We start from the raw sequence: 24426 nt of genomic DNA, 5'->3' as shown, positions 1-24426 counted from the left end.
TTCGCTGGTCACAGTAGCCGCATCTCGAAACGATACAGGGACCCGCCGCGAGGCGGATGCAAGGAGAGAAAGATTGAACCTACCCACTCTCGGTATGGGCACCCCCGTTACCGACAAGGCATCGCGCCGCCCCAGCCGCCTCTGGCCGCGGCTGCGCCTTGGCGCGCTCGTACCCCTCGTGCTGGGAGCCTGCATGCTCCTGCCTGCCACCTCTTCTGAACTTCAAGCCAAGGAGCTTTCCATGCAAGACAATCAAGGCCAGTACCAGCCCTACACCCCGGGCATGAAACTCCCCGAAGGCGTGTTCCCGCCGATGAAGGGTTATACCCATGAGGACTTGATTGGCGCTGCTGCCCTACCTGTAGAAGCGGTGATGAAGGCTGAGGGAATTGACCCCACCCTGATCAAGGAGTCGCTCTTCGCGCTGGCCAAACACCTCAATGAGGCACTGGAGGCGCAGAACGTCGAGTATCAGATTTCGACCTGGTACCAGAAGCCTTACGACAATCCCGCTGACCGCACCAAGAGTGTTGCCGCCATGGGCGAAAGCTTTGGTGCTTTGGCGATCCGTGCTGCCGGGCAGTCGCTGCGAGGGTCCCCACTCTTGAACTTGGGCGAAGCATTCTTCGAACGCTACACCCGAAGCGCCGGTGATGGTGTCCACGATCTGATCGTGACCCTAAACAAACCGGGTGCCTGATACGGGTTCGAGAATGTCTTGGAGCGTTCGTCCTGTCCTGGCGGCGGGATGATCCATAGGGATATGAAATGAGCGATGCAATGCGTTTTACGGTGTACTTCGACGGCACCGGTAACAATAAAGACCTGAATACACCTGAAGGCACGCAGACCAACGTTGCCCGCCTGTATGACCTGGACACCGCCAAAGGTACCAACCTGGCGCGCAATTCGGGGCATGAACCGCAGCAGTACGACGCCAAGGAGCGCTCCGGCCAATCGGAGAAGATCTACTTCGATGGTGTTGGCAGCCAATCCAGTACCAGCGGGCGTTCGCTGCTCGAAGGCGCAACCGGCCGGGGTGCCCAGGAGCGTATCGACCAGGCCTACGACTCCATCGTGGCCTTTCACAACAAGTACCCGGACCAGCAGATCGACGTCAACATTGTCGGCTTCAGCCGCGGTGCATCGCAGTCCCGCGCCTTGGCCAACGAGTTCATCGAACGTGGCGTCCCCAAACTCGATGACCAGGGCAAAGCGACCGGGGAATACTTGATTCCCCCAGGCCAGGCGCACGTCAACAAGCTGGGTATCTTCGACACGGTCGCCACTGACGGTTTGTCGAATACCGATACCCATCTGGGCAAGAACCTGGAGATCAGCAAGAACATCGATTCGACCACCCACCTGGTGGCGATGAACGAGTACCGCGACACGTTCCCCCTGACCAGTGCCCTGCGTAACGACGACAACTCGCGCATCGAGGAGTTGAAGTTTGCCGGCGCGCATTCGCAGGTCGGCGGTGGTTACAAGGACGATGTGCTGGCAGCCGGGCCATTGGCGGTGATGCACGATCGCCTGCAGTCGGCCGGTATAGAAATGAAGCCGATGCAGCAGGAGGATGTTCAGCGCATCGAGCAGTACAACACGTTGATCAAAAGCCCGGAGAAAGTTGAGCAAGCGCTCATCGACTCGCGCCTGTTGAAGGGTGAGAACGCGTTCAGCCGCAACGCGGATGGCTCGTTCCAGACAGTGGACAATATGCCCTTCCCGATGGAACGCGGCATGATCAACGTCTTTGACCGCCAGGCTCGCCCCTTCGATCACGAGACCAATGGCCGCGGGGTAATCTTCGAGAACGATGATCGGCTTAGCCGCAACAGCGTTTCCAGAGCCGTTGAGGGGATCGGTGATCGTCTTAAATCGCTGGGGCAAGATGCCTTGTCCGCTTCGAAACGCTTCCTGGGCATTGACACGCGCGAGCAGGCGATAGAAGAGGGCAAAGGGCTGTATGCCGAGCTCATGTCGGAAAGGGCCGCCACTTCACAGCAGCAAGTGGCTACGCTGTCTGGCGAGCTTAAGGCTTCACGGCCCAGCGCTGGTTATATCGAGAGCCTGAACCTGCAAGCGGTGCCAGTCCCTGAGGGCGCCAAGCAGGGCCAGCAGCAAGACCCGCAGGCCCAGCAGCGCAGCGACTCGTTCAAGGCCATGGAAGACAAAGCCCGCGGCCTGAACCCGTCGGCCAGCATCGGTGAAGCCTCGGAGAGTGGGCGCAAGGCCGTCAGCGGGATGGTCGTCGACATGGACGAGCACCACATCCTGCAGAAGGTCGGCCAGACCGACCAGTTCGTCATTCATGACCGCCGTGACGTCGACCCGAGCCGCAACTTCCAGGTAGGCAAGAGCACGGCGATTGTCCACGAGAAAGGCATCGGCGACCTGGCCCGTGATGTGGCGCCGAAGCTGGAGCTCGATACCGGGCTTTCCCAGGCCATGCGTCGGTGATTTCGATGCCGCGCCTGCAACTCGCCGACGGTACGGTGGAAGCGCTGAAGTGGCTGGCGCTGTTGCTGATGACCGGCGACCACGTGAACAAGTACCTGTTCAACGAGACCCTGCCTTACCTGTTCGAGGCAGGGCGCTTGGCGATGCCGCTGTTCGTGGTCGTGCTGGCGTACAACCTGGCGCGGCCGGGAACAGTGGAAAATGGAGCTTACCGGCGCACTGCGCTGCGCCTGTTTCTATTCGGGGTGTTGGCGACGCCGCCGTTCATTGCCCTCGGGGGGCTGCTGTACGGCGGCTACCCGCTGAACATCCTCTTCACGTTGCTGGTGATTACCCTGGCGACCGAGGCCTGCGACCGTGCTGCGCAAGGGCGGCCGCTGTTCTGGGGGCTGGCGTTACTGGTGGTGGTCGTGGGCGGTGCCTGGGTCGAATTCTGGTGGCCGGCCGTGCTGCTGGGGCTGTGTGTGGGGTGGTACGTGCGGCGCCCGAACCTGCTGGCTGCTGTGGGGGCCGTGCTTGCACTTGCGGCGTTAACGCCGATCAACGGCAATGCCTGGGCGCTGGCCGCGTTGCCGGTGCTGCTGGCCGCCCGCTGGGTCAGGCCTGACCTGCCGCGCTGGCGCTGGCTGTTCTACGCCTATTACCCGCTGCACCTGCTGGCGCTGTGGCTGATTCGCATCCCAATGGCCAAGGCCGGATACCTCTTCCTGATATGAAGCAGATGCCCATGAACGAGCCTAAACCGCCCAAGCCGCCGCTCGACGATGCCGGGCAGGCATTGGAGGCGCAAGCTCAGGCGCTGGCCGCCGAGCAGACCGCGCTGCTGGACGCCAGCCCGGTGCAAGCACGCTACAACCAGGCCCTTGGCGAATGCGTCGAGCAAAAGGCCGAGCAGGCCGGGGCCCTGGAGCAGCGCCTGGAGGCCATGCTGGACCGCCAACAGGCGCAATTGCAGCAGAACCAGGCCTCGCGCCCGGGCTGGCTGGCCCTGCCCTCCACCCGCGCCGCCTGGGAGCAGGGCAACCAGCGTTGCCAGGCGCGGCTGCAGCAGTTGCAAGGCCGCCTGGAGCGGGTGCAGGAGCTGCACCACGGCATGGGCCTGTACACCCCACGCATCGAGGAGTTGGCGGTGCGCCAACTGCGCGCCGAGCAGCCAGAGCTGGTCGAGCAATGGAGCTTGCAGCGTCAGGCCGAGCGCACGCTTTCTGAGGCGCAGCGGCGTACCCAGGCCCAGGACATCGGGCGTTCGCGCACAACCTCGCCATGAACCAGCACCTTCCCTATCCCATCCTTTCGTTCACGGAGCGAACCCATGAAACATAACAACGCTGTGGGCCCGCAGATCCGCGGCGGCCAGCGCAGTGGCGGCAACACGGGGCAGGCCATCCTGGCCATTTTCTGCCTGCTGGCCGGCCTGGCTACTGCCACCCAGTACTTCGCCTACCTGTTCAATAACCATGCGGCGTTGGGGGCCAACCTGAATGGCGTCTACGCCCCATGGATGATTCTGGTGTGGGCCGCCAACTGGTCCGATCAGTACCAGGACACCCTGCTGCGCGCCGGGTCCCTGGGGGTTCTGGTCAGCGGCGTCGGCATGATGGCGATGGTCGTGATCCGCATGATCAGCAGCAACAGCTCCAAGGCCAATCAGTTCCTTCATGGCTCTGCGCGTTGGGGCGAGCGCAAGGATATCGAGAGCGCCGGCCTGTTGGCTGATGATGGCGTGTACGTAGGCGCCTGGCTGGACAAGCGCAACAAGCTGCATTACCTGCGCCACAACGGCCCGGAGCACATCCTCACCTTCGCCCCGACGCGCAGCGGCAAGGGCGTTGGCCTGGTGATTCCGACGTTGCTGTCGTGGAAGCACAGCGCGGTGATCACCGACCTCAAGGGCGAACTCTGGGCGCTCACCGCTGGCTGGCGTCAGCAGCATGCCGGCAACCGGGTATTGCGTTTCGAGCCGGCCACCGCCAATGGCTGCGTGGGCTGGAACCCGCTGGAAGAAATCCGCCTGGGCACTGAGTTTGAAGTGGGCGATGTGCAGAACTTGGCCACGCTGATCGTCGACCCGGACGGCAAGGGCCTCAACGACCACTGGCAGAAGACCTCGCAGGCGATGCTGGTGGGTTGCATCCTGCACCTGTGCTACCGCTCGCAGGACGAGGGTGGTGTCGCCAGCCTGCCGGCGCTGGACGCCATGCTCGCCGACCCGTCGCGGCCAATCAGCGAGCTGTGGGCGGAAATGACCCATTACGGCCACCTCGATGGCGAAAACCACCCGCTGGTGGGGTCGGCTGCACGCGACATGCTCGACCGGCCTGCCGAAGAGGCCGGCTCGGTGCTGTCGACCGCCAAATCGTACCTGTCGCTGTTCCGTGACCCGATCGTGGCGCGCAACGTGAGCCGCTCAGAGTTCAAGATCCGCGACCTGATGAACCACGACGACCCGGTCAGCCTGTTCATCATCACCCAGCCCAACGACAAGGCGCGCTTGCGCCCCTTGGTGCGCATCCTGGTGAACATGATCGTGCGCTTGCTGGCCGACAAGATGGACTTCGAGGACGGCCGGCCCAAGGCGCACTACAAGCACCGGCTGCTGATGATGCTCGACGAGTTCCCGAGCCTGGGCAAGCTGGACATCATGCAGGAGTCGCTGGCTTTCGTGGCCGGTTATGGCATCAAGTGCTACCTGATCATCCAAGATTTGTCGCAGTTGCAGGAGTTCTACGGGCAGAACGAGAGCATCACCTCCAACTGCCACATCCAGAACGCCTACCCGCCAAACCGGGTGGAAACGGCGGAGCACCTGTCCAAGCTCACCGGGCAGACCACCATCGTCAAAGAGCAGGTGACCACCAGCGGGCGACGTTCCAGCGCATTGCTGGGCCAGGTGTCGCGCACCCTTCAGGAAGTGCAGCGACCGCTGCTGACCACCGACGAGGCCCTGCGCATGCCAGGCCCACGCAAGGATGGCCAGGGCAATATCCAGGAAGCCGGCGACATGGTGGTGTATTGCGCAGGCTACCCGGCGTTTTATGGCAAGCAACCGCTGTACTTCCAGGACCCGGTCTTCTTGGCCCGCGCCAAGGTGCCGGCACCGCGTGAAAGCGACCGCACCATCGAGTTGCCGGCATGAAACGGCCGTTGAGCGTGGCCGCTGTCGTGGCCATTCTGGCGTTTTGCGCAGTGCCGCTGGTGCTGTGGGGCGGCGCGCGGCTCAACGTCACCAGCAGTTTTCCGCCGGGCATTTACTGGGTGGTCGACAAGGCACCGGAAAAAGGCGACCTGGTGATGTTTTGCCCGCCGCAGGAGGCTGTGTTTCAGCTAGCGCACGCGCGCGGCTACCTGGCTGGGGGAACCTGCCCTGGGGGATACATGCACCTGCTCAAGCGGCTGGTCGCGGTATCGGGTGACGACGTGCAGATCACTGCCGAGGGGGTCAGGGTCAACGGGCAGTTGCAGGTGCGTAGCCAGCCGTTGCAGCAAGACCCCAGTGGCCGCCCCATGCCGCAGCCACCGTTGGCGCACTTCCGCTTGGGCAGCGACGAGGTGCTGATGCTCTCCGATTACAGCCGCTTGTCGTTCGATGGCCGTTATTTCGGGGCCGTGCCGCAAGCGCAATTGGACGAGGTGGTCGAGCCTTGGCTGGTTTGGCGAAAAACGCCGTTGTAACCCAGCCGCTCGATCGAGCCGTTGTAGGAGCAGCCTTGCGCTGCGAAGAGGCCGGTAGCCGCACCAAACATCCATTGCAGGCTACTGGCCTCTTCGCAGCACAAGGCTGCTCCTACAGGTAACCCTAGTACCACTAATCCAAGTGAATAATTACAGTAATGGTACTAGGCAATTGATGTTTTTTTGCTATTATTCAAATCCCGCCTTACCTATCTGGAACGCCTGTTCTAGAGCCTCCGAATTAAGTTTCAGTTAAGTTTTCCCCGCTAGCGTAGGCAATCAGTCAACGAAGACTGTGATCTGTGGCCTGTGCGCGTCATCTAAATCCCTGCATAGCCTGAATCTTTCACCGGTAAAATGGACTTACCTTCACACCGTCAAGAGGATGAATCATGCCCGTCAAGGACCCATCCAAGGTCGTTCCGGATGTACCCGCCGAGAGCGCCGATGCCGCCCTGAAGCACATCGTCGACGGCTTTCTGCGCTTTCACCATGACGTCTTCCCCGAGCAGCAAGAGCTGTTCAAGAAGCTCGCCACCGCGCAAACGCCACGCGCCATGTTCATCACCTGTGCCGACTCGCGCATCGTCCCCGAGCTGATTACCCAAAGCTCGCCAGGCGACCTGTTCGTGACCCGTAACGTCGGCAACGTGGTGCCCCCGTATGGTCAGATGAACGGCGGCGTCTCCAGCGCCATCGAATACGCGGTACTGGCACTGGGTGTACACCACATCATCGTCTGCGGCCACTCGGACTGCGGCGCGATGCGTGCGGTACTCAACCCGCAATCGCTGACCAAGATGCCGACGGTTTCCGCCTGGCTGCGCCATGCCGAAGTGGCACGCACCGTGGTCGAGAACAACTGCTCCTGCGGCAGCGAGCACGAGACCATGCAGGTGCTGACCAAAGAAAACGTCATCGCCCAGCTGCATCACCTGCGCACTCACCCCTCGGTCGCCTCGCGCCTGGCGGCGGGTGAGTTGTATATCCATGGTTGGGTCTACGACATCGAGACCAGCAAGATCGAAGCCTATGACGCTGCCAGCGACAGCTTCCTGCCCCTGGCTGCGGGCGAGCCGATCCCCTGCGCTACCCCGAGAGGCCGCTACTAAGCGACCCTTCCACCGCTAGAACCTTGATAGCCGGCTGCACCCTGTAGGGGTGTGGCGCGGCCTTCGGCTGCCTTGAATTCCCTGATTGCCTTGCCGGCATGCTCGCTGGCGGCCCGCGCCTGCGCGTCTTTCAGGGGCCAACGTGCTCACGGCCAGAGGAATGGCCGTGCAACAGACAAATGGAGAAACACGGTGAACATGACACAGTTGAAAGCGGCCTTGCCGCGAGAGTTGTTGGCGTCGGTGGTGGTATTTCTGGTCGCCCTGCCCTTGTGCATGGGCATCGCCATCGCCTCGGGGATGCCGCCTGCCAAGGGCCTGATCACCGGCATTATCGGTGGCGTCGTGGTGGGCTTCCTGGCGGGCTCGCCGCTGCAGGTCAGTGGCCCTGCCGCCGGCTTGGCGGTGCTGGTGTTCGAGTTGGTGCGCCAGCACGGCGTGGCCATGCTCGGGCCGATCCTGCTGCTGACCGGGCTGTTGCAATTGCTGGCGGGGCGCTTGCGCCTGGGCTGCTGGTTCCGCGTCACGGCACCGGCCGTGGTGTACGGCATGCTGGCGGGTATTGGTGTGCTGATCGTGCTGTCGCAGGTGCATGTGATGTTCGACACGGCGCCGCAGCCTTCGGGCATGCAGAACCTGCTGGCGTTTCCGGCAACCCTGGCCGCAGCCCTGCCATTGGAAAGCGCGGGGGCCGGCTGGCAAGCCGGTGCACTTGGGCTGGGTACCATCGCCATCATGTGGGGCTGGGAGCGCTTGCGGCCGCAACAGCTGCGGTTCGTGCCCGGTGCCTTGCTGGGCGTAGCAGCGATGACCGCTATCAGCCTGTGGCTGGCGCTGCCGGTGAACCGGGTGCAGGTGCCGGCAGACCTTTCCGAGGCCATCGACTGGATCCGCCTGGATGACCTGATGAACCTGGCCGACCCGACCTTGCTGGTGGCGGCATTCGCCCTGGCGTTCATTGCCAGTGCCGAGACCCTGTTGTCGGCTGCCGCGGTGGACCGTATGCACAGCGGCCAGCGCTCGGACTTCGACCGCGAACTGTCCGCCCAAGGCATCGGCAACATGCTGTGCGGTGTGCTCGGCGCCCTGCCGATGACCGGGGTGATCGTGCGCAGCTCGGCGAATGTCCAGGCCGGCGCACAGACCCGAGCCTCGGCGATTTTCCATGGCTTGTGGCTGTTGGCGTTTGTCGTGGTGTTGAGCAGTGTGCTGCAGCAGATCCCGGTGGCGAGCTTGGCGGGTGTGCTGGTGTTTACCGGCATCAAGCTGGTGGACTTCAAGGCGTTTCGTGGGTTGGGCCGGTATGGCCGCATGCCGATGTTCACCTATGCGGCGACGGCCTTGGCGATCATTTTCACCGACCTGCTGACCGGCGTACTGCTGGGCTTTGCCTTGACCTTGCTCAAGCTGGCCTTCAAGGCGGCGCGGTTGAAAATCAACCTGGTGAGCCTGGGCAAGCCTGGGCACATGGAACTGCGCCTGAGTGGTGCTGCGACCTTCCTCAAGGTGCCGGCGTTGACCCAGGTGCTGGACACGGTGCCGGCGGGGACCACCTTGCATGTGCCGTTGGGTAACCTCAGCTATATCGACCACTCGTGCCTGGAACTGCTTGAGGACTGGGGCCGGAGCAATGCAGCCAATGGGTCGCGCTTGTTGATCGAGCAGCGGCGCTTGAAGCGGCGCATCGAGGGGCGGCTGCGGACGACGGCGGGGGTTGGGGCTTAGTATTTAGTTGTTGTGTTGCCTGAGCCGGCCTCTTCGCGGGGCAAGCCCGCTCCCACCGTGGGTATGCAATCCACTTTGTGGGAGCGGGCTTGCCCCGCGAAGAGGCCGGGACAGGAGTATCAGGCAGGCTGGCCCAGCTCCACACCCAGCTGACGCGACAGGCACGGCCAACGCTTCCAGGCGTTGCCGGTTTCCGGGCTGCTCAGTTTCTCGCGATAAGCCTCCACCGATTCCACCGCAAAGCTCTCGTCATTGAGCATCTCGTCGACCGAATGATGTACCACTTCATCGAGCTGGTTGGCGAAGGTCTCGCCGATCAGCTGATGGGCAATCAGGTTGGCCATCGTGGTGTCGAACGGAATCAACGGCTGCTTGAAGTGGCGGATGTACAGGTCGTTGACCTCCTCCACCAGGCGATGCGCCAGGTAGGCCTCGTCCAGCAGGCAATCCAGCCCGACATGCCCTTGCATTACCGTGGGCGGCTGCTGGAAATACGCTTCGGCAATTTTCAGTACCGGTTTGATCTGCGACTCGATCCCCGCTTCGCGGGCTACCTCGTGGGCAGCCTCCAGCAGCTCTGGAACCTGGTCGATGTAGGCGCTGACGAAACGCGCCAAACTACCCTGGGCGTCCTGCTCAGGTAGCTGGATCGAGGGGTGCAAGTGCGGCAGTTGTAGCTCTAGACGTTCTTTCAGTTGGCCGGTTTCAAGTTCGTGTTGATGGGCTTGGCTAATCTGCTCGCGTACAGCAGCGATGTTCATGACAACTCCAGGGACATTACGTGTCAAACGGAAGACACTAAATTAGCTCGGTATACAGAATACCTAAGACGTATTTGTTATAAACCGCGCAAACGTGTGCTTGCTCTGGCATATCGGTATGCCACTATTGCGCCATATCCTATCAAGCGCGCGGTTTTCAGGGCATTGGGCAATTTCGTGAAGTTCATTTCACAGGCTGCATTGCGTGCCATTGGTCGCTGTCTATACTCCCGTTGAACGTGATTCGTTGATGAGGCCCGTCTGCTTTTGCAGGGGCTCGGTCGTCGAAGCCAGGCAGTCTTGACCGCCGTTCCCTCTTGCCGCAGGCCACGCCTTCGGGACTACAAGAATTAGAAGGGGAACCCGCAATGATGCGACATCCACATGTCTGGATGGGCCTCCTGTTGTGGACGGTTTTCGGACAGGCCAACGCCGCCTGGACCGTCAACATGCACCCGGGGGCGACGGAAGTCTCCAACGCCGTCTTCGACCTGCACATGACCATCTTCTGGATCTGCGTGATCATCGGCATCGTGGTGTTCGGCGCGATGTTCTGGTCCATGGTCGTCCACCGCCGTTCCACAGGCCAACAGGCAGCGCATTTTCACGAGCACACCTGGGTCGAAATCATGTGGACCGTGGTGCCGTTCCTGATCCTGGTGGCCATGGCCATCCCCGCGACCAAGACCCTGATCGACATCTACGACGCCAGTGAGTCGGACATCGACATCCAGGTCACCGGCTACCAGTGGAAGTGGCACTACAAGTACTTGGGCCAGGACGTGGAGTTCTTCAGCAACCTGGCCACCCCCGCCGATCAGATTCACAACAAGGCCCCCAAGGACGAGCACTACCTGCTCGAAGTCGACCAGCCGCTGGTGCTGCCGGTGGGTGCGAAAGTGCGCTTTCTGGTAACTGCGGCCGACGTGATCCATTCCTGGTGGGTGCCGGCGTTCGCGGTCAAGCGTGATGCCATCCCAGGCTTCGTCAACGAGGCCTGGACGCGCATCGAGAAGCCCGGCATCTACCGCGGCCAGTGCACCGAACTGTGCGGCAAGGACCACGGCTTCATGCCGGTGGTGGTCGAGGTCAAGTCCAAGGCCGATTACGACACTTGGCTTGGCGAACGCAAGGCCGAGGCGGCCAAACTCAAGGAGCTGACCAGCAAGGAGTGGACCCTCGAAGAGCTGGTCGAGCGCGGCGACAAGGTCTACCACACCACCTGCGTGGCCTGTCACCAGGCCGAAGGCCAGGGCCTGCCGCCGATGTTCCCGGCCCTCAAGGGCTCGAAGATTGCCACCGGGCCGAAGGAAGGCCACCTGAGCATCGTCTTCCACGGCAAGCCCGGCACGGCCATGGCCGCGTTCGGCAAGCAGCTCTCGGAAGTCGACATTGCCGCCGTGGTCACTTACGAGCGCAACGCCTGGGGCAACAACAAGGGCGACATGGTCACGCCGAAGGATGTGCTGGCGCTCAAGCAGGCAGAAGCGCAATGAACCGGGTTACTCGCGGCAATCAATGGATTGCAGGAGACAGGACATGAGTGCAGTGATCGACGACCACGCCCACGGCCATGAGCATGCCCACGGCCCGGCCAAGGGCCTGATGCGCTGGGTGCTGACCACCAACCACAAGGACATCGGCACGATGTACCTGTGGTTCGCCTTCATGATGTTCCTGCTCGGTGGCTCGTTCGCCATGGTGATCCGCGCCGAGCTGTTCCAGCCGGGGCTGCAGATCGTTGAGCCAGCGTTCTTCAACCAGATGACCACCATGCACGGGCTGATCATGGTGTTCGGTGCGGTGATGCCAGCCTTCGTCGGCCTGGCCAACTGGATGATCCCGCTGATGATTGGCGCGCCGGACATGGCCCTGCCGCGGATGAACAACTTCAGCTTCTGGCTGTTGCCTGCGGCCTTCCTGCTGCTGGTTTCGACCTTGTTCAGCCCCGGCGGCGGGCCGAACTTCGGCTGGACCTTCTACGCGCCACTGTCGACCACCTATGCCCCGGCCAGCGTGACCTTCTTCATCTTTGCCATCCACCTGATGGGCATCAGCTCGATCATGGGCGCAATCAACGTCATTGCCACCATCCTCAACCTGCGCGCCCCCGGCATGACCTTGATGAAAATGCCGCTGTTCGTCTGGACCTGGCTGATCACCGCGTTCCTGCTGATTGCCGTGATGCCGGTGCTGGCTGGTGTGGTGACCATGATGCTGATGGACATCCACTTCGGCACCAGCTTCTTCAGCGCCGCGGGTGGCGGTGACCCGGTGCTGTTCCAGCACGTGTTCTGGTTCTTCGGCCACCCCGAGGTGTACATCATGATCCTGCCGGCGTTCGGCGCGGTCAGCTCGATCATCCCGGCGTTCTCGCGCAAGCCGCTGTTCGGCTACACCTCGATGGTCTATGCCACGGGGGCGATCGCCTTCCTGTCGTTCATCGTCTGGGCGCACCACATGTTCGTGGTCGGCATCCCGGTGGTGGGCGAGCTGTTCTTCATGTACGCCACCATGCTCATTGCCGTGCCGACCGGGGTGAAGGTGTTCAACTGGGTCAGCACCATGTGGGAAGGGTCGCTGACCTTCGAGACGCCGATGCTGTTCGCCATCGCCTTCGTCATCCTGTTCACCATCGGCGGGTTCTCCGGGTTGATGCTGGCCATCGCGCCTGCCGACTTCCAGTACCACGACACGTACTTCGTGGTCGCGCACTTCCACTACGTGCTGGTGCCTGGGGCGATCTTCGGCATCTTCGCCTCGGCCTACTACTGGCTGCCGAAATGGACCGGCCACATGTATGACGAAACCCTCGGCAAGCTGCACTTCTGGCTGTCGTTCGTCGGCATGAACATGGCCTTCTTCCCCATGCACTTCGTGGGCTTGGCGGGCATGCCGCGGCGTATTCCGGACTACAACCTGCAGTTCGCCGACTTCAACATGGTCTCCTCGATCGGCGCGTTCATGTTCGGTGCCACGCAGATCTTCTTCCTGTTCATCGTCATCAAGTGCATCCGCGGCGGCGCCCCGGCGCTGGCCAAACCCTGGGACGGTGCCGAGGGCCTGGAGTGGTCGATCCCCTCGCCTGCGCCTTACCACACCTTCCAGACGCCACCGGACGTGAAATAGCCATGAACGGCCTGTCGCTCAAACGCCTGGTCATGCGCCTGCTGATGCTGACGGTGGTGATGTTCGCCTTCGGTTTCGCCCTGGTGCCGATCTACGACGTGATGTGCAAGGCCTTTGGCATCAATGGCAAGACCGGCGGCCAGTACGAAGGCAGCCAGGTCAGCGACCCGTCGCGCTCGGTACGGGTGCAGTTCATGTCGACCAACGCCAGCGACATGGTCTGGGATTTCTACTCCACGGCCGACCAGATCGACGTGAACCCAGGTGCGGTCAACCAGATGATCTTCGTCGCGCGCAACCCGACCGACCGGCCGATGAGCGCCCAGGCGATACCCAGCATCACCCCGGCCGAGGCCGCGGCGTACTTCCACAAGACCGAGTGCTTCTGCTTTACCCAGCAGGTGCTGCAGCCCGGCGAACGCATCGAGATGCCGGTGCGCTTCATCGTCGACCGCGATCTGCCGGCCAGCGTGAAGCACCTGACACTGGCTTACACCTTGTTCGACATCACCGCTCGCCACCCGCCGGTCGCGCATGTTGCGGCCCAGGACGTTCAGGGCGCCCGTTAAGGGAAGGAGAACAGCAATGGCAAGTCATGAGCACTACTACGTTCCGGCGCAGAGCAAGTGGCCGATCATCGCGACGGTCGGCATGTTCATCACGGTGTTCGGCCTTGGCACCTGGTTCAACGACATGAAAGCCGGGCACCCCGACTCCCATGGGCCGTTGATTTTCTTCGTCGGCGCGCTGTGCCTGGCCTACATGCTGTTCGGCTGGTTCGGGGCGGTGGTGAAAGAAAGCCGTGGCGGGCTGTACAGCCCGCAGCTGGACCGTTCGTTCCGCTGGGGCATGAGCTGGTTCATCTTTTCCGAGGTGATGTTCTTCCTGGCCTTTTTTGGCGCGCTGTTCTACGTCCGCGTACTGGCCGGGCCTTGGCTGGGCGGTGAAGGGGCCAAAGGCGTTGCGCACATGCTGTGGCCCAGCTTCGAGTTTGCCTGGCCGCTGCTGCACACGCCTGACCCGAAACTGTTCCCGCCGCCCAAGGAAGTCATCGACCCTTGGCACTTGCCGTTGATCAACACCATTTTGCTGGTGAGCTCCAGTGTGACCATCACCATTGCCCACCATGCCTTGCGGCGTGACCACCGGGGTGCGCTGAAACTGTGGATGGCGCTGACCATCGCGCTGGGCATCAGCTTCATCACGCTGCAGGCCTACGAGTACCACGAGGCCTATACCAAGCTGGGGCTGACGTTGGGCTCGGGGATCTACGGCGCGACCTTCTTCATGCTCACCGGCTTCCACGGCGCCCACGTGACGCTGGGCACGATCATCTTGATCGTGATGTTCGTGCGCATCCTGCGCGGGCACTTCAACCCCGACAAACACTTCGGCTTCGAGGCGGCCAGCTGGTACTGGCACTTCGTCGATGTGGTGTGGGTGGGGCTGTTCATCTTTGTGTATGTGCTTTGACACATGTGCAGGCCAGTCAAGGCGATACAGGTTCAGAAGGGGGCGTGTGACACCAGCTGGCCACTGATGAAGCCGTAGGCCACCAGGCCGATGGTCAGGGCCGCCAGGGTCACGCGCACGGTCAGTGCCTTCAGCAAGCGGGTCGAGTTTTCGTCGTCCTTGACCAGGAACACCAGGCCACTGAACAGGCTGGCAACCGTGGCCAACAGCATCAGGACAATCGCGGCCTTGAGCATGGCGCTTCTCCGGGGGGATGCGGTGATGTGGATAAGTATAGCGAGGCGCCTGTGAGGCCGTTTCGCCCAGGTTGGGTCCCGACCCTGGTGGTGCTTGCGCTGCTACCGGGGTTGATCGCGCTTGGCTGCTGGCAATTGGGCCGCGCCGACGAAAAGCGCGCGCTGCTGGCGACCTATGCCGAGCGCAGCCTCGACACGCCGCTCTCCACTGCCCAGTTGCAGCAACGCGACGATGCCGCCTACCGCCGTGTGCACCTGTACGGCCGTTTCGATGGTGAACACAGCCTGCTGCTGGATAACCGAATGCGCGACGGCGAGGCCGGCGTCGAGCTGTTGCAGCCCTTCCATGACCAGGTCAGTGGGCTGTGGTTGCTGGTCAACCGCGGCTGGTTGCCGTGGCCGGACCGCCGCGTGCCGGTGCACTTCGCCACCCCGGCGCAGCCGCTGGCGCTGGACGCGTCGGTGTATGTAGCGCCGGGCAGCACCTTCCAGCTGCACCCGGACCCCGCCGGCGGCCAATGGCCGCACTTGCTGACGGCCATCGATGCCGCCCAGCTGTGGCAGCAATTGGGCCGCGAAGGCTACGCCCATGAGCTGCGCCTGGAGCCCGGGCCGGCCAGCTATCGCCTGGGTTGGCCGGTCGTCGCACTGGGGCCGGAAAAGCACCTGGGCTATGCGGTGCAGTGGTTTGCATTGGCCACCGCGCTGGTGCTGCTTTACCTCTACTTTGGCTGGCACAACAACAAAAAGGAGAACCACCATGGCCGCCGCCACCCGTCCACTGGACGTGCCTGAACGCAGCAAGCCCAGAACCCGCGGGCGTTTGCAGCTGATTCTGATTCTGCTGGTAGTGCTCGGCCCGATGATCCTGGCCACCAGCATGTACAAGCTCAAGTTCTGGGTGCCAGACGGCCGCAGCTACCACGGCGCGATGATCGGCAACGGCGAGAGCCGCAGCGATATCGGCATCGATGGCCAGGACGCGCGCTGGCAAGTCTTGGTCAGCACGCCCGAGGCCTGCGCCGAAGATTGCCAGCGCCTGGTGTACCTGGCCCGGCAGATACAAGTTGGCCTGGGCCGTGATGCCGGCCGTGCCAGCCATGCGCTGGCTGCCGCGCAGCCGTTGAGCGCTGACTACCAGGCGCTGCTCGGCCGTGAGTACCCGCAGTTGCAACGCTACCCGCTGGATGCCCAGCGCTACCTGAACAAGGTCGGTGAGCTTGGCCCGCAACTGTGGATCGTCGACCCGCACGGCAACCTGGTGTTGCGTTACGACGCCAAGGTCAATGGCAAGCACGTGCTGGACGACCTGCGTCACCTGCTCAAGTTGTCCAACATCGGCTAGGAGCCTGTCATGGCCAGACCCGGATTCCGCCTTGCTGTGTTCGCCACCCTGCTGGCACTGCTGGTCGTGCTGCTGGGCGCCTATACCCGCCTGACCCATGCAGGCCTGGGCTGCCCCGATTGGCCCGGCTGCTATGGCTTTATCAGTGTGCCGAAGACCGACGCCCAGCTGGCCCATGCCGAAATGCACTTCCCCGAGCACCCGGTGGAAGCCGCCAAGGGCTGGGCCGAGATGGTCCATCGCTACTTCGCCGGCACCCTGGCGCTGGTGATTGCCTGGCTGGCGTTGCAGGCCGTGCGCCGGCATGCACGTGATGGCCAGCCCTACCGCTTGCCGGTGCTGTTGCTGGGGGTGGTGTTGGCCCAGGCGGCGTTTGGCATGTGGACAGTAACCCTCAAGCTGTGGCCACAAGTGGTCACCGCGCACCTGCTGGGTGGGTTCACCACCTTGAGCCTGCTGTTTCTGCTGTCTCTGCGTCTATCCCGGGCCTTTGCGCCATTGCCAAAACTGCCGTTGAGCCTGCGCCGGATCGCGGCCCTGGCGCTGTTGGTGGTGATCGGCCAGATCGCCCTGGGGGGCTGGGTCAGCGCCAATTATGCGGCGGTCGCCTGTATCGACTTGCCGACCTGCCACGGCCAATGGTGGCCGGCAGCGGACTTCAGCAACGGTTTTCACCTGACCCAGCACGTCGGCCCCAACTACTTGGGCGGGCAGCTGGACAGCGATGCGCGCACGGCCATCCACATCAGCCACCGGCTGGGTGCCTTGCTGGTCAGTGCCGTGCTGCTGATGCTGAGCTTCAAGCTTTACCGCTGCGGCCTTTCTGGCCTGGCCCGGCTGGTGTTGCTGGCCTTGGCCGTGCAGGTCGGCCTGGGCATTAGCAACGTGCTGTTCCACCTGCCGCTTGGCGTGGCAGTGGCCCACAACGCAGGCGGGGCCATGCTGTTGATGAGCATGGTGCTGGTCAATTACCGCATCCGCGTGGTCGACAAAGTGCGCGTCGGCCATGGCTGGCGCCTGACGCCGGTGGTGGGCGTGGATATCTCCCACCCTATGAGGAACGATTCGTGGCGACGCTTCTAAGCGTACGACGGGCAGGTTGGCGCGATTATCTGGAGCTGACCAAGCCCAAGGTGGTGGTGCTGATGTTGATCACCTCCCTGGCAGGCATGTTCCTCGCCAGCCGCGCAGGCGTTGCCTGGAGCGTGCTGCTGTTCGGCAACCTGGGCATTGGCCTGTGTGCGGGCGCCGCGGCGGTGGTCAACCACGTGGTAGACCGGCGCATCGACGCCTTGATGGCGCGTACCCACAAACGGCCGTTGGCCACAGGCCGGGTCGCGCCGCTACCGGCGCTGGCCTTTGCGTTGGCACTGGCGGTGCTGGGCATGGCGCTGTTGCTGGTGTTCACCAACAGCCTGACCGCCTGGCTGACCCTGGCGTCGTTGCTGGGCTATGCGGTGCTTTACACCGGCTTCTTGAAGCGTGCCACGCCGCAGAACATCGTGATTGGTGGCCTGGCCGGCGCGGCGCCGCCACTGCTTGGCTGGGTGGCGGTCAGCGGCCATGTCAGTGCCGAGCCACTGTTGCTGGTGCTGATTATCTTCGCCTGGACCCCACCGCACTTCTGGGCCTTGGCCATCCACCGCAAAGCGGAGTACGCCAAGGCCGATATCCCGATGCTGCCGGTGACCCATGGCGAGCGCTACACCACGTTGCATATCCTGCTCTACACCCTGATTTTGCTGGCGGTGAGCCTGCTGCCCTATGCCATCCACATGAGCGGCCCGTTGTACCTTGCCTGTGCCCTCGCCTTGGGCCTGCGCTTCCTGCAGTGGGCCTGGGTGTTGTACCGTGGCAGCCGGCCGCACGCAGCGATTGGCACCTTCAAGTACTCTATCGGCTACTTGTTCGCGCTGTTCATCGCGTTGCTCATTGACCACTACCTGTTGTTGAACCTATGACCCGAACCCAGAAAACCGTCTTCATCCTCGTCGCCCTGGTCGCGTTGATCCTGGGCCTGACCGTCAACAAGGTGCTCAATGGCCGCGATCAGCCGAACCCCACCGAGCTGATCGACGCCGGCATCATCCTCTTGCCGCAGAGCCGTACGGTGGCGGACGTGACCATGACCAACCAGGATGGCCAGCCCGTGCAACTGGATGACCTCAAGGGGAAATGGTCGTTGCTGTTCTTCGGCTACACCTATTGCCCAGACATCTGCCCCACCACCCTGGCCCAGTTGCGCCAGGTGAAGAGCGAATTGCCCAAGGAAGCCGTGGACCGGTTGCAGGTGGTGCTGGTGAGCGTGGACCCGAACCGCGACACGCCGAACCAGCTCAAGCAGTACCTGGGCTACTTCGACAAAGATTTTGTGGGGGTGGCGGGGTCGATCGAAGACACCCAGAAGCTGGCGAATGCCTTGAGCATTCCGTTCATTCCGGCCGATACCAGTAAGCCGGGGTATACCGTGGATCACAGCGGCAACCTGGCGATCGTTGGGCCGGATGGGCGTCAGCGCGGGTTCATTCGTGCGCCGTTCAACAACCAGAAGCTGGTGGCGCAGTTGCCGGGGCTGGTCAAGCGGGACTAAACAGGCTTTAAAAGCTTCGCGGGGCAAGCCCGCTCCCACGGCATCATCCCAAAGCCTGAGGCTAGCGATGTACCTGTGGGAGCGGGCTTGCCCCGCGAAGAATCCAGCCTGATCTAGAGGCTCAGAACGCCGGTACGACAGCGCCCTTGTACTTCTCGTTGATGAACTGCTTCACCTCTGGCGAGTGCAGCGCGGCCGCCAGTTTCTTCATGTCTTCGGAGTCTTTGTTGTCCGGGCGGGCAACCAGGATGTTCACGTATGGCGAGTCGCTGCCTTCGATGGCCAGCGCGTCTTTCTCTGGGTTCAGCTTGGCTTCCAGCGCATAGTTGGTGTTGATCAGGGCCGCATCGACCTGGGTCAGCACGCGCGGGATGGTGGCCGCTTCCAGCTCACGGAACTTCACGTTTTTCGGGTTTTGTGCAACATCCTTAACGGTCGACAGGATGTTCTTGTTGTCCTTGAGCTTGATCACGCCGGCCTTGTCTAGCAGCAGCAGCGCGCGGCCGCCGTTGGTGGCGTCGTTGGGGATGACCACGGTAGCGCCGGAGGGCAGCTCGTCGAGCTTCTTGACCTTGGTCGAGTAAACGCCCAGGGGCTCGATGTGCACGCCGGTCACGCTGACCAGGTCGGTGCCCTTGGCCTTGTTGAACTCATCCAGGTACGGCTGGTGCTGGAAGAAGTTGGCGTCCAGGCGCTTTTCGGCCACCTGCACGTTTGGCTGGATGTAGTCGGTGAACTCCTTGACCTTCAGCTCCACGCCTTCTTTCGCCAGCTGCGGTTTGACGAAGTTGAGGATCTCGGCGTGCGGCACCGGGGTGGCGGCGACGGTCAGGGTATCGGCGTGGGCCGAGAAGGCCGCGACAGCGGCAGCAACAGCAAGCAGCTTCTTCATTGATCACTCCTTGTGAGGGCCGCGACGGCCCCCGAACGGGTCGGCCAGGCCGACCCCATTGGGGTTACTTACGGGAAAAATGCACGACCAGTTTGTCGCCCACGCTCTGCAGGACTTGAACCAGCACCAGCAACAGCACCACGGTCACGACCATGACATCGGTCTGGAAGCGCTGGTAGCCAAAGCGGATGGCCAGGTCGCCCAGGCCGCCCGCGCCGACCACACCGGCCATGGCGGTGTACGACACCAAGGTAATGGCGGTCACGGTGATGGCCGCGAAGATGCCGGGACGGGCTTCGGGCAGCAGCGCGCTGGTGATGATCTGGCGCGTTGTGGCGCCCATCGACTGGGTGGCTTCGATGATGCCGCGGTCCACTTCACGCAGGGCGGTTTCGACCAGGCGTGCGAAGAACGGCGTGGCCCCGACCACCAGTGGCGGAATGGCGCCGGCGACGCCCAGCGAGGTGCCGGTGATCAGCACGGTGATCGGAATCATCACGATCAGCAAAATGATGAACGGCAGCGAACGCAGGATGTTGACGACCAGCGACAGCAGCGCGTACACGCCTTTTTGCTCGAACATCTGGCGCGGGCCGCAAAGAAACAGCAGCACGCCCAACGGCAGGCCCAGCAGCACGGTGAAGAACAGCGAGCCGAACAGCATGATCATGGTGTCGATGGTGGCCAGCCAGATTTCGGCCCAGTCGACGTTGGCAAAGAAATTCAGGGCGTCCATCAACGCAGTACCTCCATATGTACGTCAGCTGCCTTGAAGCGGTCGAACGCCGCTTCCATGTCGCCGCCGGTGACGGCCAGGGTCAGCTGCCCATAGGGGACATCCTTGATGCGGTCGATACGCCCGGCCAGGATGCTGTAGTCAACGCCCGTCTCGCGGGCGACGGTGCCCAGCAGCGGTGCGTAGGTGGCCTCGCCCTGGAAGGTCAGGCGTACGATGCGGCCGGGTACGTGGGCGAAGTCATCACGCTGCTCGCCTTCATCGACCTGCTCGTCCTCCTGGACGAAACGCTTGGTAGTCGCGTGCTGCGGGTGCAAGAACACATCGGCCACCGGCCCTTGTTCGACGATCTGCCCAGCGTCCATCACGGCCACGCGGTCGCAGACACGGCGGATCACGTCCATTTCGTGGGTGATCAGGACGATGGTCAGCTTCAGCTCACGGTTGATCTCGGCCAGCAGTTGCAGCACCGATGCAGTGGTCTGCGGGTCAAGCGCGCTGGTGGCTTCGTCGCACAGCAGGATCTTAGGGTTGGTAGACAGGGCGCGGGCGATGCCGACGCGCTGCTTCTGGCCGCCCGACAACTGCGCGGGGTACTTCTTGGCGTGGTCTTGCAAGCCGACGCGGGCCAGCAGCTCGGTGACGCGCTTGTCGATTTCGCTGCGCGACAGCTCGCCGGCCAGGGTCAATGGCAGGGCCACGTTGTCGGCCACGGTCTTGGAGGCCAGCAGGTTGAAGTGTTGGAAAATCATCCCGACCTGCTGCCGGAAGCCGCGCAGCTGGTTGGCGTTGAACGCGGTGACGTCCTCGCCATCGACGATGATCTTGCCGCCCGAAGGCTCTTCGAGGCGGTTGATCAGGCGCAGCAGGGTGCTTTTGCCAGCGCCGGAGTGGCCGATCAGGCCGAACACCTGGCCATCTTCGATGGTCAGGCTGGTCGGGTTGAGGGCGGGGATTTCCCTACCGGCGACGCGGTAGGTCTTGTGCACATGTTGGAACTCGATCACGTAGCGAACCTTGTGGGGCGCATGGAATTTGGGGCAGCGGTTAGCTGGGGTGGCGCATTTTAGCCTTTTCCCATAGCTGTTCTTAGCATTTATTTCGTAATGCACCAACCCGGCGGGCATAACGCGACAACCGGTAAAGCTTATTGAACGTAGCCAATCGCGCTCCAGTCACTAATAGAACAAGCCCTCACGGGCAATGCCTGATGACTGATGAGGAAAGCCGACCATGCCCAGCAAGAAAGTTGATGCACCCAAAGAAAGCCAGGCCGCCGGGGTCAACAGCCCTGATCATGCCAATACCAATACCAAGCTGCAGAGCCTTGAAGGCGTGCGCAGCGATGCCACAGGCCAGGCCCTGCGCACCAATCAAGGCGTGAAGATCGCCGACAACCAGAACACCCTAAAGGCCGGGCCACGTGGGCCTTCGCTGCTCGAAGACTTCATCATGCGCGAGAAGATCACCCACTTCGATCATGAGCGCATCCCTGAACGCATCGTCCATGCCCGAGGCACCGGCGCCCATGGTTACTTCCAGAGCTACGGCAACCACGCCGAGCTGACCAAGGCCGGTTTCCTGCAGGACCCTGAGAAGATCACCCCGGTGTTCGTACGCTTTTCCACCGTGCAGGGCCCGCGTGGGTCGGGTGACACGGTGCGCGATGTGCGTGGTTTTGCCGTCAAGTTCTATACCGATGAAGGCAATTTCGACCTGGTTGGCAACAACATGCCGGTGTTCTTCATCCAGGATGCGATCAAGTTCCCCGACTTCGTGCACGCGGTCAAACCCGAACCGCACAATGAAATCCCTACAGGTGGCTCGGCCCACGACACATTCTGGGACTTCGTTTCACTGGTGCCCGAGTCGGCGCACATGGTCATGTGGGCCATGTCTGACCGCGCCATTCCGCGCAGCCTGCGGATGATGGAGGGCTTTGGTATCCATACCTTCCGCCTGATCAATGCCGAAGGCGTGGCCAGCTTCGTCAAGTTCCACTGGAAGCCGCGCCAAGGCGTGCACTCCGTGCTGTGGGACGAAGCGCAAAAGCTTGCGGGCAAGGACACCGACTTCCACCGCCGCGACCTGAGTGAGGCCATCGAGACCGGCGACTACCCTGAGTGGGAGCTGGGCGTACAGATCGTGCCGGAAGCCGATGAGCACAAATTCGAGTTCGACCTGCTCGACCCCACCAAGATCATCCCCGAAGAACTGGTGCCGGTTACACCGTTGGGCAAGATGGTGCTCAACCGTAACCCCGACAATTTCTTTGCCGAAGTGGAGCAGGTCGCGTTCTGCCCGGGGCATATCGTGCCGGGCATCGACTTTTCCAATGACCCCCTGCTGCAAGGCCGGTTGTTCTCCTATACCGACACGCAACTGAGCCGGCTGGGTGGGCCGAACTTCCATGAGATCCCGATCAACCGCCCGGTCGCGCCGAACCATAACAACCAGCGTGACGCGCTGCACCGGCAGACTATCCACAAGGGTCGTGCGTCCTACGAACCCAACTCGATTGACGGCGGCTGGCCGAAAGAAACCCCTGCCGCGGCCCAGGATGGCGGCTTTGAGAGCTATCAGGAACGCATCGACGCGGTCAAGATTCGCCAGCGCAGCGAGTCGTTCGGCGATCACTTCTCGCAGGCGCGATTGTTCTTCCACAGCATGAGCCCCAATGAGCAGCAGCACATCATCAAGGCCTACAGCTTCGAGCTGGGCAAGGTGGAGCGCGAGCACATCCGCGTGCGTGAGGTGAACGAGATTCTGGCCAACATCGACCTGAAGCTGGCAGCAGCGGTGGCAGCCAACCTCGGCTTGCCTGCGCCCAAGGCTGGCACGGTGCAGGTCAAAGGCAGCAAGTTGGCGCAATCACCGGCCTTGAGCCAGATGAATCACCCAGGCAGTGTTGGTATCAAAGGCCGCAAGATTGCCGTACTGGTGGCCGATGGGGTGGATGGGGCGAGTGTCGATCAGTTGGTCAAGGCGCTGGAGGCGCACAGTGCGCGCATTCTGGTGCTGGGGCCAAGTTCGGCGCCGGTTAACACCGCCCAAGGCAAGCCACTGCCGGTGGATGCGTCGATGGAGGGCATGCCTTCGATCATGTTCGACGGCATTCTGGTACCGGCTGGCAAGGCGTCGCTGGAGGCGTTGGGCGCCAGTGGGCTGGCCAAGCACTTCTTGCTGGAAGGCTACAAGCACCTGAAGGCGATCGCGTTGGCCAAGGAAGGCAAGGCATTGCTGGGCAGCTTGGGGCTCAAGGAGGACAAGGGCTTGCTGCTGGGGGATGATCAGAAAACCGTGGATGCCTTTGTGAAAGCGGTAGAGGGGCATCGGGTTTGGGAGCGGGAGGCGGCTGCTGAGGCGGTGCCGGCCTAAGGGGGGCTGCTTTGCAGCCCATCGCCGGCAAGCCAGCTCCTACAAGTGCACCACAGTTCCTGAGGGCAGTGGTGGCATTGTGGGAGCGGGCTTGCCCCGCGAAGCTTTTCAGCGCTGATGCGGGACCAGTACCACCTGGGCTGGCAGCTTGCGCTGAATTTCGTGCTTTTGGTTTAGCTTGAACCCGCTGTCAATCTTGTGCACCCGCTTTTCCAGCAGCGTCTTCAACCAAGGCGCATCCTCGGTGCGCGGCACTTGGAACACCACGTCGCACTGATAACTCACCACATCGGCAGCAATCTCATCGAGCTGGCGGCGCATGGCGGCAATGTCCGTGGTCTTCAGCGCAATCACGGTGCTCGGTGCAGTCGGGTCGATCACGCGCGCCTGGGGCTTGGCCTCGGCCGCCTTCAGCGCAGCCTCGGCCTTTTCCAGCTCGGCCTTGCGGGCCTGGCTAACGGCATCGCCACCGGTGACCGCCGGGGCCTGGGGCATCAGCGCGCGGGCACGTGCCAAGGCGGTGGCTGCAGCGTTGACGTCGCCCTTCTGCAGGACGATCTGGCTACGCTGCAGGTACGCTTCGGCCAGCTGCCGCTGGTACTGCTCCAGGCGCGGGTCAACGGGTGACTGGGCCTGCAAGGCAGCCAACTGGTCTTCGGCGGTAGCCAGCTCATTGCTGGCGATGTTCTGTTGCAACTGCTGCCAGGCATCGGCTTGGGCAGGTGCATCGGCCTGTTCGACCGGGGCACTGGAACAGGCAGCCAGGAACAGGGAAAACGCGGCAACAAGCAGATAACGGGAGGCGAACGGCTTCATTCCTGCGACTCTCTATTTGCGCAAAAAGCGAGCAAGTCTACACCCAGGTGCGCACGCTCGAAAACAAGTCTTACAGACCTTTTACCCGCGAAAAGGTT

General features: G+C 62.5%; 24 protein-coding genes. 18 read left to right on the top strand and 6 right to left on the bottom strand.

The annotated features are described in order from the left end of the window. The first annotated feature begins 73 nt into the window (after positions 1 to 73). The 8 genes from HU750_RS10060 to HU750_RS10025 all read left to right on the top strand — a co-directional run bounded on the left by HU750_RS10060 (position 74) and on the right by HU750_RS10025 (position 8972). Positions 74 to 700, top strand: coding sequence for a hypothetical protein (locus HU750_RS10060; protein WP_186679177.1), 627 nt, complete (start codon positions 74 to 76; stop codon positions 698 to 700). 68 nt (positions 701 to 768) lie between these two features. Continuing rightward, positions 769 to 2463 carry a phospholipase effector Tle1 domain-containing protein gene (locus HU750_RS10055; protein ID WP_186679175.1) on the top strand — a complete coding sequence of 565 codons (1695 nt, stop codon included), beginning with the start codon at positions 769 to 771 and terminating at the stop codon, positions 2461 to 2463. A 5-nt stretch (positions 2464 to 2468) separates the two neighbouring features. Beyond that, positions 2469 to 3179, top strand: coding sequence for a TraX family protein (locus HU750_RS10050; RefSeq protein ID WP_027592002.1), 711 nt, complete (start codon positions 2469 to 2471; stop codon positions 3177 to 3179). An 11-nt stretch (positions 3180 to 3190) separates the two neighbouring features. Further along, positions 3191 to 3730: an IncP plasmid survival protein KfrC family protein gene (locus tag HU750_RS10045; protein ID WP_186679173.1), complete on the top strand. Its 540-nt coding sequence runs from the start codon at positions 3191 to 3193 to the stop codon at positions 3728 to 3730. Between the two features lie 45 nt (positions 3731 to 3775). Then, a complete protein-coding gene (locus tag HU750_RS10040) occupies positions 3776 to 5599 on the top strand; it encodes a type IV secretory system conjugative DNA transfer family protein (protein ID WP_027592001.1) in 1824 nt (607 codons plus the stop codon). Next, positions 5596 to 6135 carry a conjugative transfer signal peptidase TraF gene (gene traF, locus HU750_RS10035; protein ID WP_186679170.1) on the top strand — a complete coding sequence of 180 codons (540 nt, stop codon included), beginning with the start codon at positions 5596 to 5598 and terminating at the stop codon, positions 6133 to 6135. Before HU750_RS10040 ends, traF begins: the two co-directional genes overlap by 4 nt. Positions 6136 to 6527: 392 nt before the next feature. Further along, positions 6528 to 7247, top strand: a complete 720-nt coding sequence (locus tag HU750_RS10030; protein WP_099452544.1) for a carbonic anhydrase — start codon at positions 6528 to 6530, stop codon at positions 7245 to 7247. A 198-nt stretch (positions 7248 to 7445) separates the two neighbouring features. Further along, positions 7446 to 8972 carry a SulP family inorganic anion transporter gene (locus tag HU750_RS10025; protein ID WP_186679420.1) on the top strand — a complete coding sequence of 509 codons (1527 nt, stop codon included), beginning with the start codon at positions 7446 to 7448 and terminating at the stop codon, positions 8970 to 8972. Positions 8973 to 9091: 119 nt separating this feature from the next. On the opposite strand, the gene HU750_RS10020 is transcribed toward HU750_RS10025, so the two are convergent. Beyond that, a complete protein-coding gene (locus tag HU750_RS10020; RefSeq protein WP_027591997.1) occupies positions 9092 to 9733 on the bottom strand; it encodes a hypothetical protein in 642 nt (213 codons plus the stop codon). Positions 9734 to 10101: 368 nt separating this feature from the next. Between HU750_RS10020 and coxB the strand changes: the two genes are divergently transcribed. The 4 genes from coxB to HU750_RS10000 are packed head-to-tail and all read left to right on the top strand — an operon-like array spanning position 10102 to position 14335. Continuing rightward, entirely contained in the window at positions 10102 to 11229 is a 1128-nt protein-coding gene (gene coxB, locus HU750_RS10015) for a cytochrome c oxidase subunit II (protein WP_085272114.1), read from the top strand. A 43-nt stretch (positions 11230 to 11272) separates the two neighbouring features. Beyond that, a complete protein-coding gene (gene ctaD, locus HU750_RS10010; RefSeq protein WP_186679168.1) occupies positions 11273 to 12862 on the top strand; it encodes a cytochrome c oxidase subunit I in 1590 nt (529 codons plus the stop codon). A gap of 2 nt (positions 12863 to 12864) precedes the next feature. Further along, a complete protein-coding gene (locus HU750_RS10005; protein ID WP_027591994.1) occupies positions 12865 to 13431 on the top strand; it encodes a cytochrome c oxidase assembly protein in 567 nt (188 codons plus the stop codon). A gap of 16 nt (positions 13432 to 13447) precedes the next feature. Beyond that, the gene (locus HU750_RS10000) at positions 13448 to 14335 is read left to right on the top strand and encodes a cytochrome c oxidase subunit 3 (RefSeq protein ID WP_027591993.1); all 888 of its coding nucleotides are present in this window, start codon (positions 13448 to 13450) and stop codon (positions 14333 to 14335) included. Between the two features lie 32 nt (positions 14336 to 14367). Here HU750_RS10000 and HU750_RS09995 read toward each other — a convergent pair whose 3' ends face one another. Beyond that, a complete protein-coding gene (locus HU750_RS09995) occupies positions 14368 to 14571 on the bottom strand; it encodes a twin transmembrane helix small protein (protein ID WP_027591992.1) in 204 nt (67 codons plus the stop codon). 51 nt (positions 14572 to 14622) lie between these two features. Here HU750_RS09995 and HU750_RS09990 point away from each other — a divergent pair, with 51 nt between their 5' ends. The 5 genes from HU750_RS09990 to HU750_RS09970 are packed head-to-tail and all read left to right on the top strand — an operon-like array spanning position 14623 to position 18506. Continuing rightward, entirely contained in the window at positions 14623 to 15366 is a 744-nt protein-coding gene (locus HU750_RS09990; protein ID WP_186679418.1) for an SURF1 family cytochrome oxidase biogenesis protein, read from the top strand. Continuing rightward, on the top strand, positions 15332 to 15916 hold the full coding sequence (locus tag HU750_RS09985) for a PA_0111/PP_0108 family redox-active disulfide protein (RefSeq protein ID WP_027591990.1): 585 nt from the start codon (positions 15332 to 15334) through the stop codon (positions 15914 to 15916). Before HU750_RS09990 ends, HU750_RS09985 begins: the two co-directional genes overlap by 35 nt. 9 nt (positions 15917 to 15925) lie before the next feature. Next, positions 15926 to 16999: a COX15/CtaA family protein gene (locus HU750_RS09980; RefSeq protein WP_027591989.1), complete on the top strand. Its 1074-nt coding sequence runs from the start codon at positions 15926 to 15928 to the stop codon at positions 16997 to 16999. Further along, positions 16984 to 17877: a heme o synthase gene (cyoE, locus tag HU750_RS09975; protein WP_027591988.1), complete on the top strand. Its 894-nt coding sequence runs from the start codon at positions 16984 to 16986 to the stop codon at positions 17875 to 17877. Before HU750_RS09980 ends, cyoE begins: the two co-directional genes overlap by 16 nt. Further along, positions 17874 to 18506, top strand: coding sequence for an SCO family protein (locus HU750_RS09970; protein WP_027591987.1), 633 nt, complete (start codon positions 17874 to 17876; stop codon positions 18504 to 18506). The genes cyoE and HU750_RS09970 overlap by 4 nt, the downstream gene beginning before the upstream one ends. Positions 18507 to 18627: 121 nt before the next feature. On the opposite strand, the gene HU750_RS09965 is transcribed toward HU750_RS09970, so the two are convergent. The 3 genes from HU750_RS09965 to HU750_RS09955 all read right to left on the bottom strand — a co-directional run bounded on the left by HU750_RS09965 (position 18628) and on the right by HU750_RS09955 (position 21141). After that, complete coding sequence (locus HU750_RS09965) at positions 18628 to 19398, bottom strand: MetQ/NlpA family ABC transporter substrate-binding protein (RefSeq protein ID WP_027591986.1); 771 nt, start codon at positions 19396 to 19398, stop codon at positions 18628 to 18630. 64 nt (positions 19399 to 19462) lie between these two features. Beyond that, positions 19463 to 20134 (bottom strand): methionine ABC transporter permease, encoded by a 672-nt coding sequence (locus tag HU750_RS09960; RefSeq protein ID WP_027591985.1) that lies wholly within the window; start codon positions 20132 to 20134, stop codon positions 19463 to 19465. After that, positions 20134 to 21141 (bottom strand): methionine ABC transporter ATP-binding protein, encoded by a 1008-nt coding sequence (locus tag HU750_RS09955; RefSeq protein WP_085272112.1) that lies wholly within the window; start codon positions 21139 to 21141, stop codon positions 20134 to 20136. The genes HU750_RS09960 and HU750_RS09955 overlap by 1 nt, the downstream gene beginning before the upstream one ends. Positions 21142 to 21367: 226 nt before the next feature. Here HU750_RS09955 and katE point away from each other — a divergent pair, with 226 nt between their 5' ends. Next, positions 21368 to 23512 carry a catalase HPII gene (gene katE / locus HU750_RS09950; RefSeq protein WP_186679166.1) on the top strand — a complete coding sequence of 715 codons (2145 nt, stop codon included), beginning with the start codon at positions 21368 to 21370 and terminating at the stop codon, positions 23510 to 23512. 108 nt (positions 23513 to 23620) lie between these two features. On the opposite strand, the gene HU750_RS09945 is transcribed toward katE, so the two are convergent. Next, a complete protein-coding gene (locus HU750_RS09945; RefSeq protein ID WP_085272111.1) occupies positions 23621 to 24328 on the bottom strand; it encodes a PA5502 family lipoprotein in 708 nt (235 codons plus the stop codon). Positions 24329 to 24426 lie beyond the last annotated feature (98 nt).

It is taken from the genome of Pseudomonas sp. SWRI50 (genome assembly GCF_014269095.1).
Taxonomy (GTDB): domain Bacteria; phylum Pseudomonadota; class Gammaproteobacteria; order Pseudomonadales; family Pseudomonadaceae; genus Aquipseudomonas; species Aquipseudomonas kermanshahensis.
The sequence above is the reverse complement of the archived record's forward strand: the minus strand, read 5'-3'. Positions and strand labels throughout refer to the sequence as shown.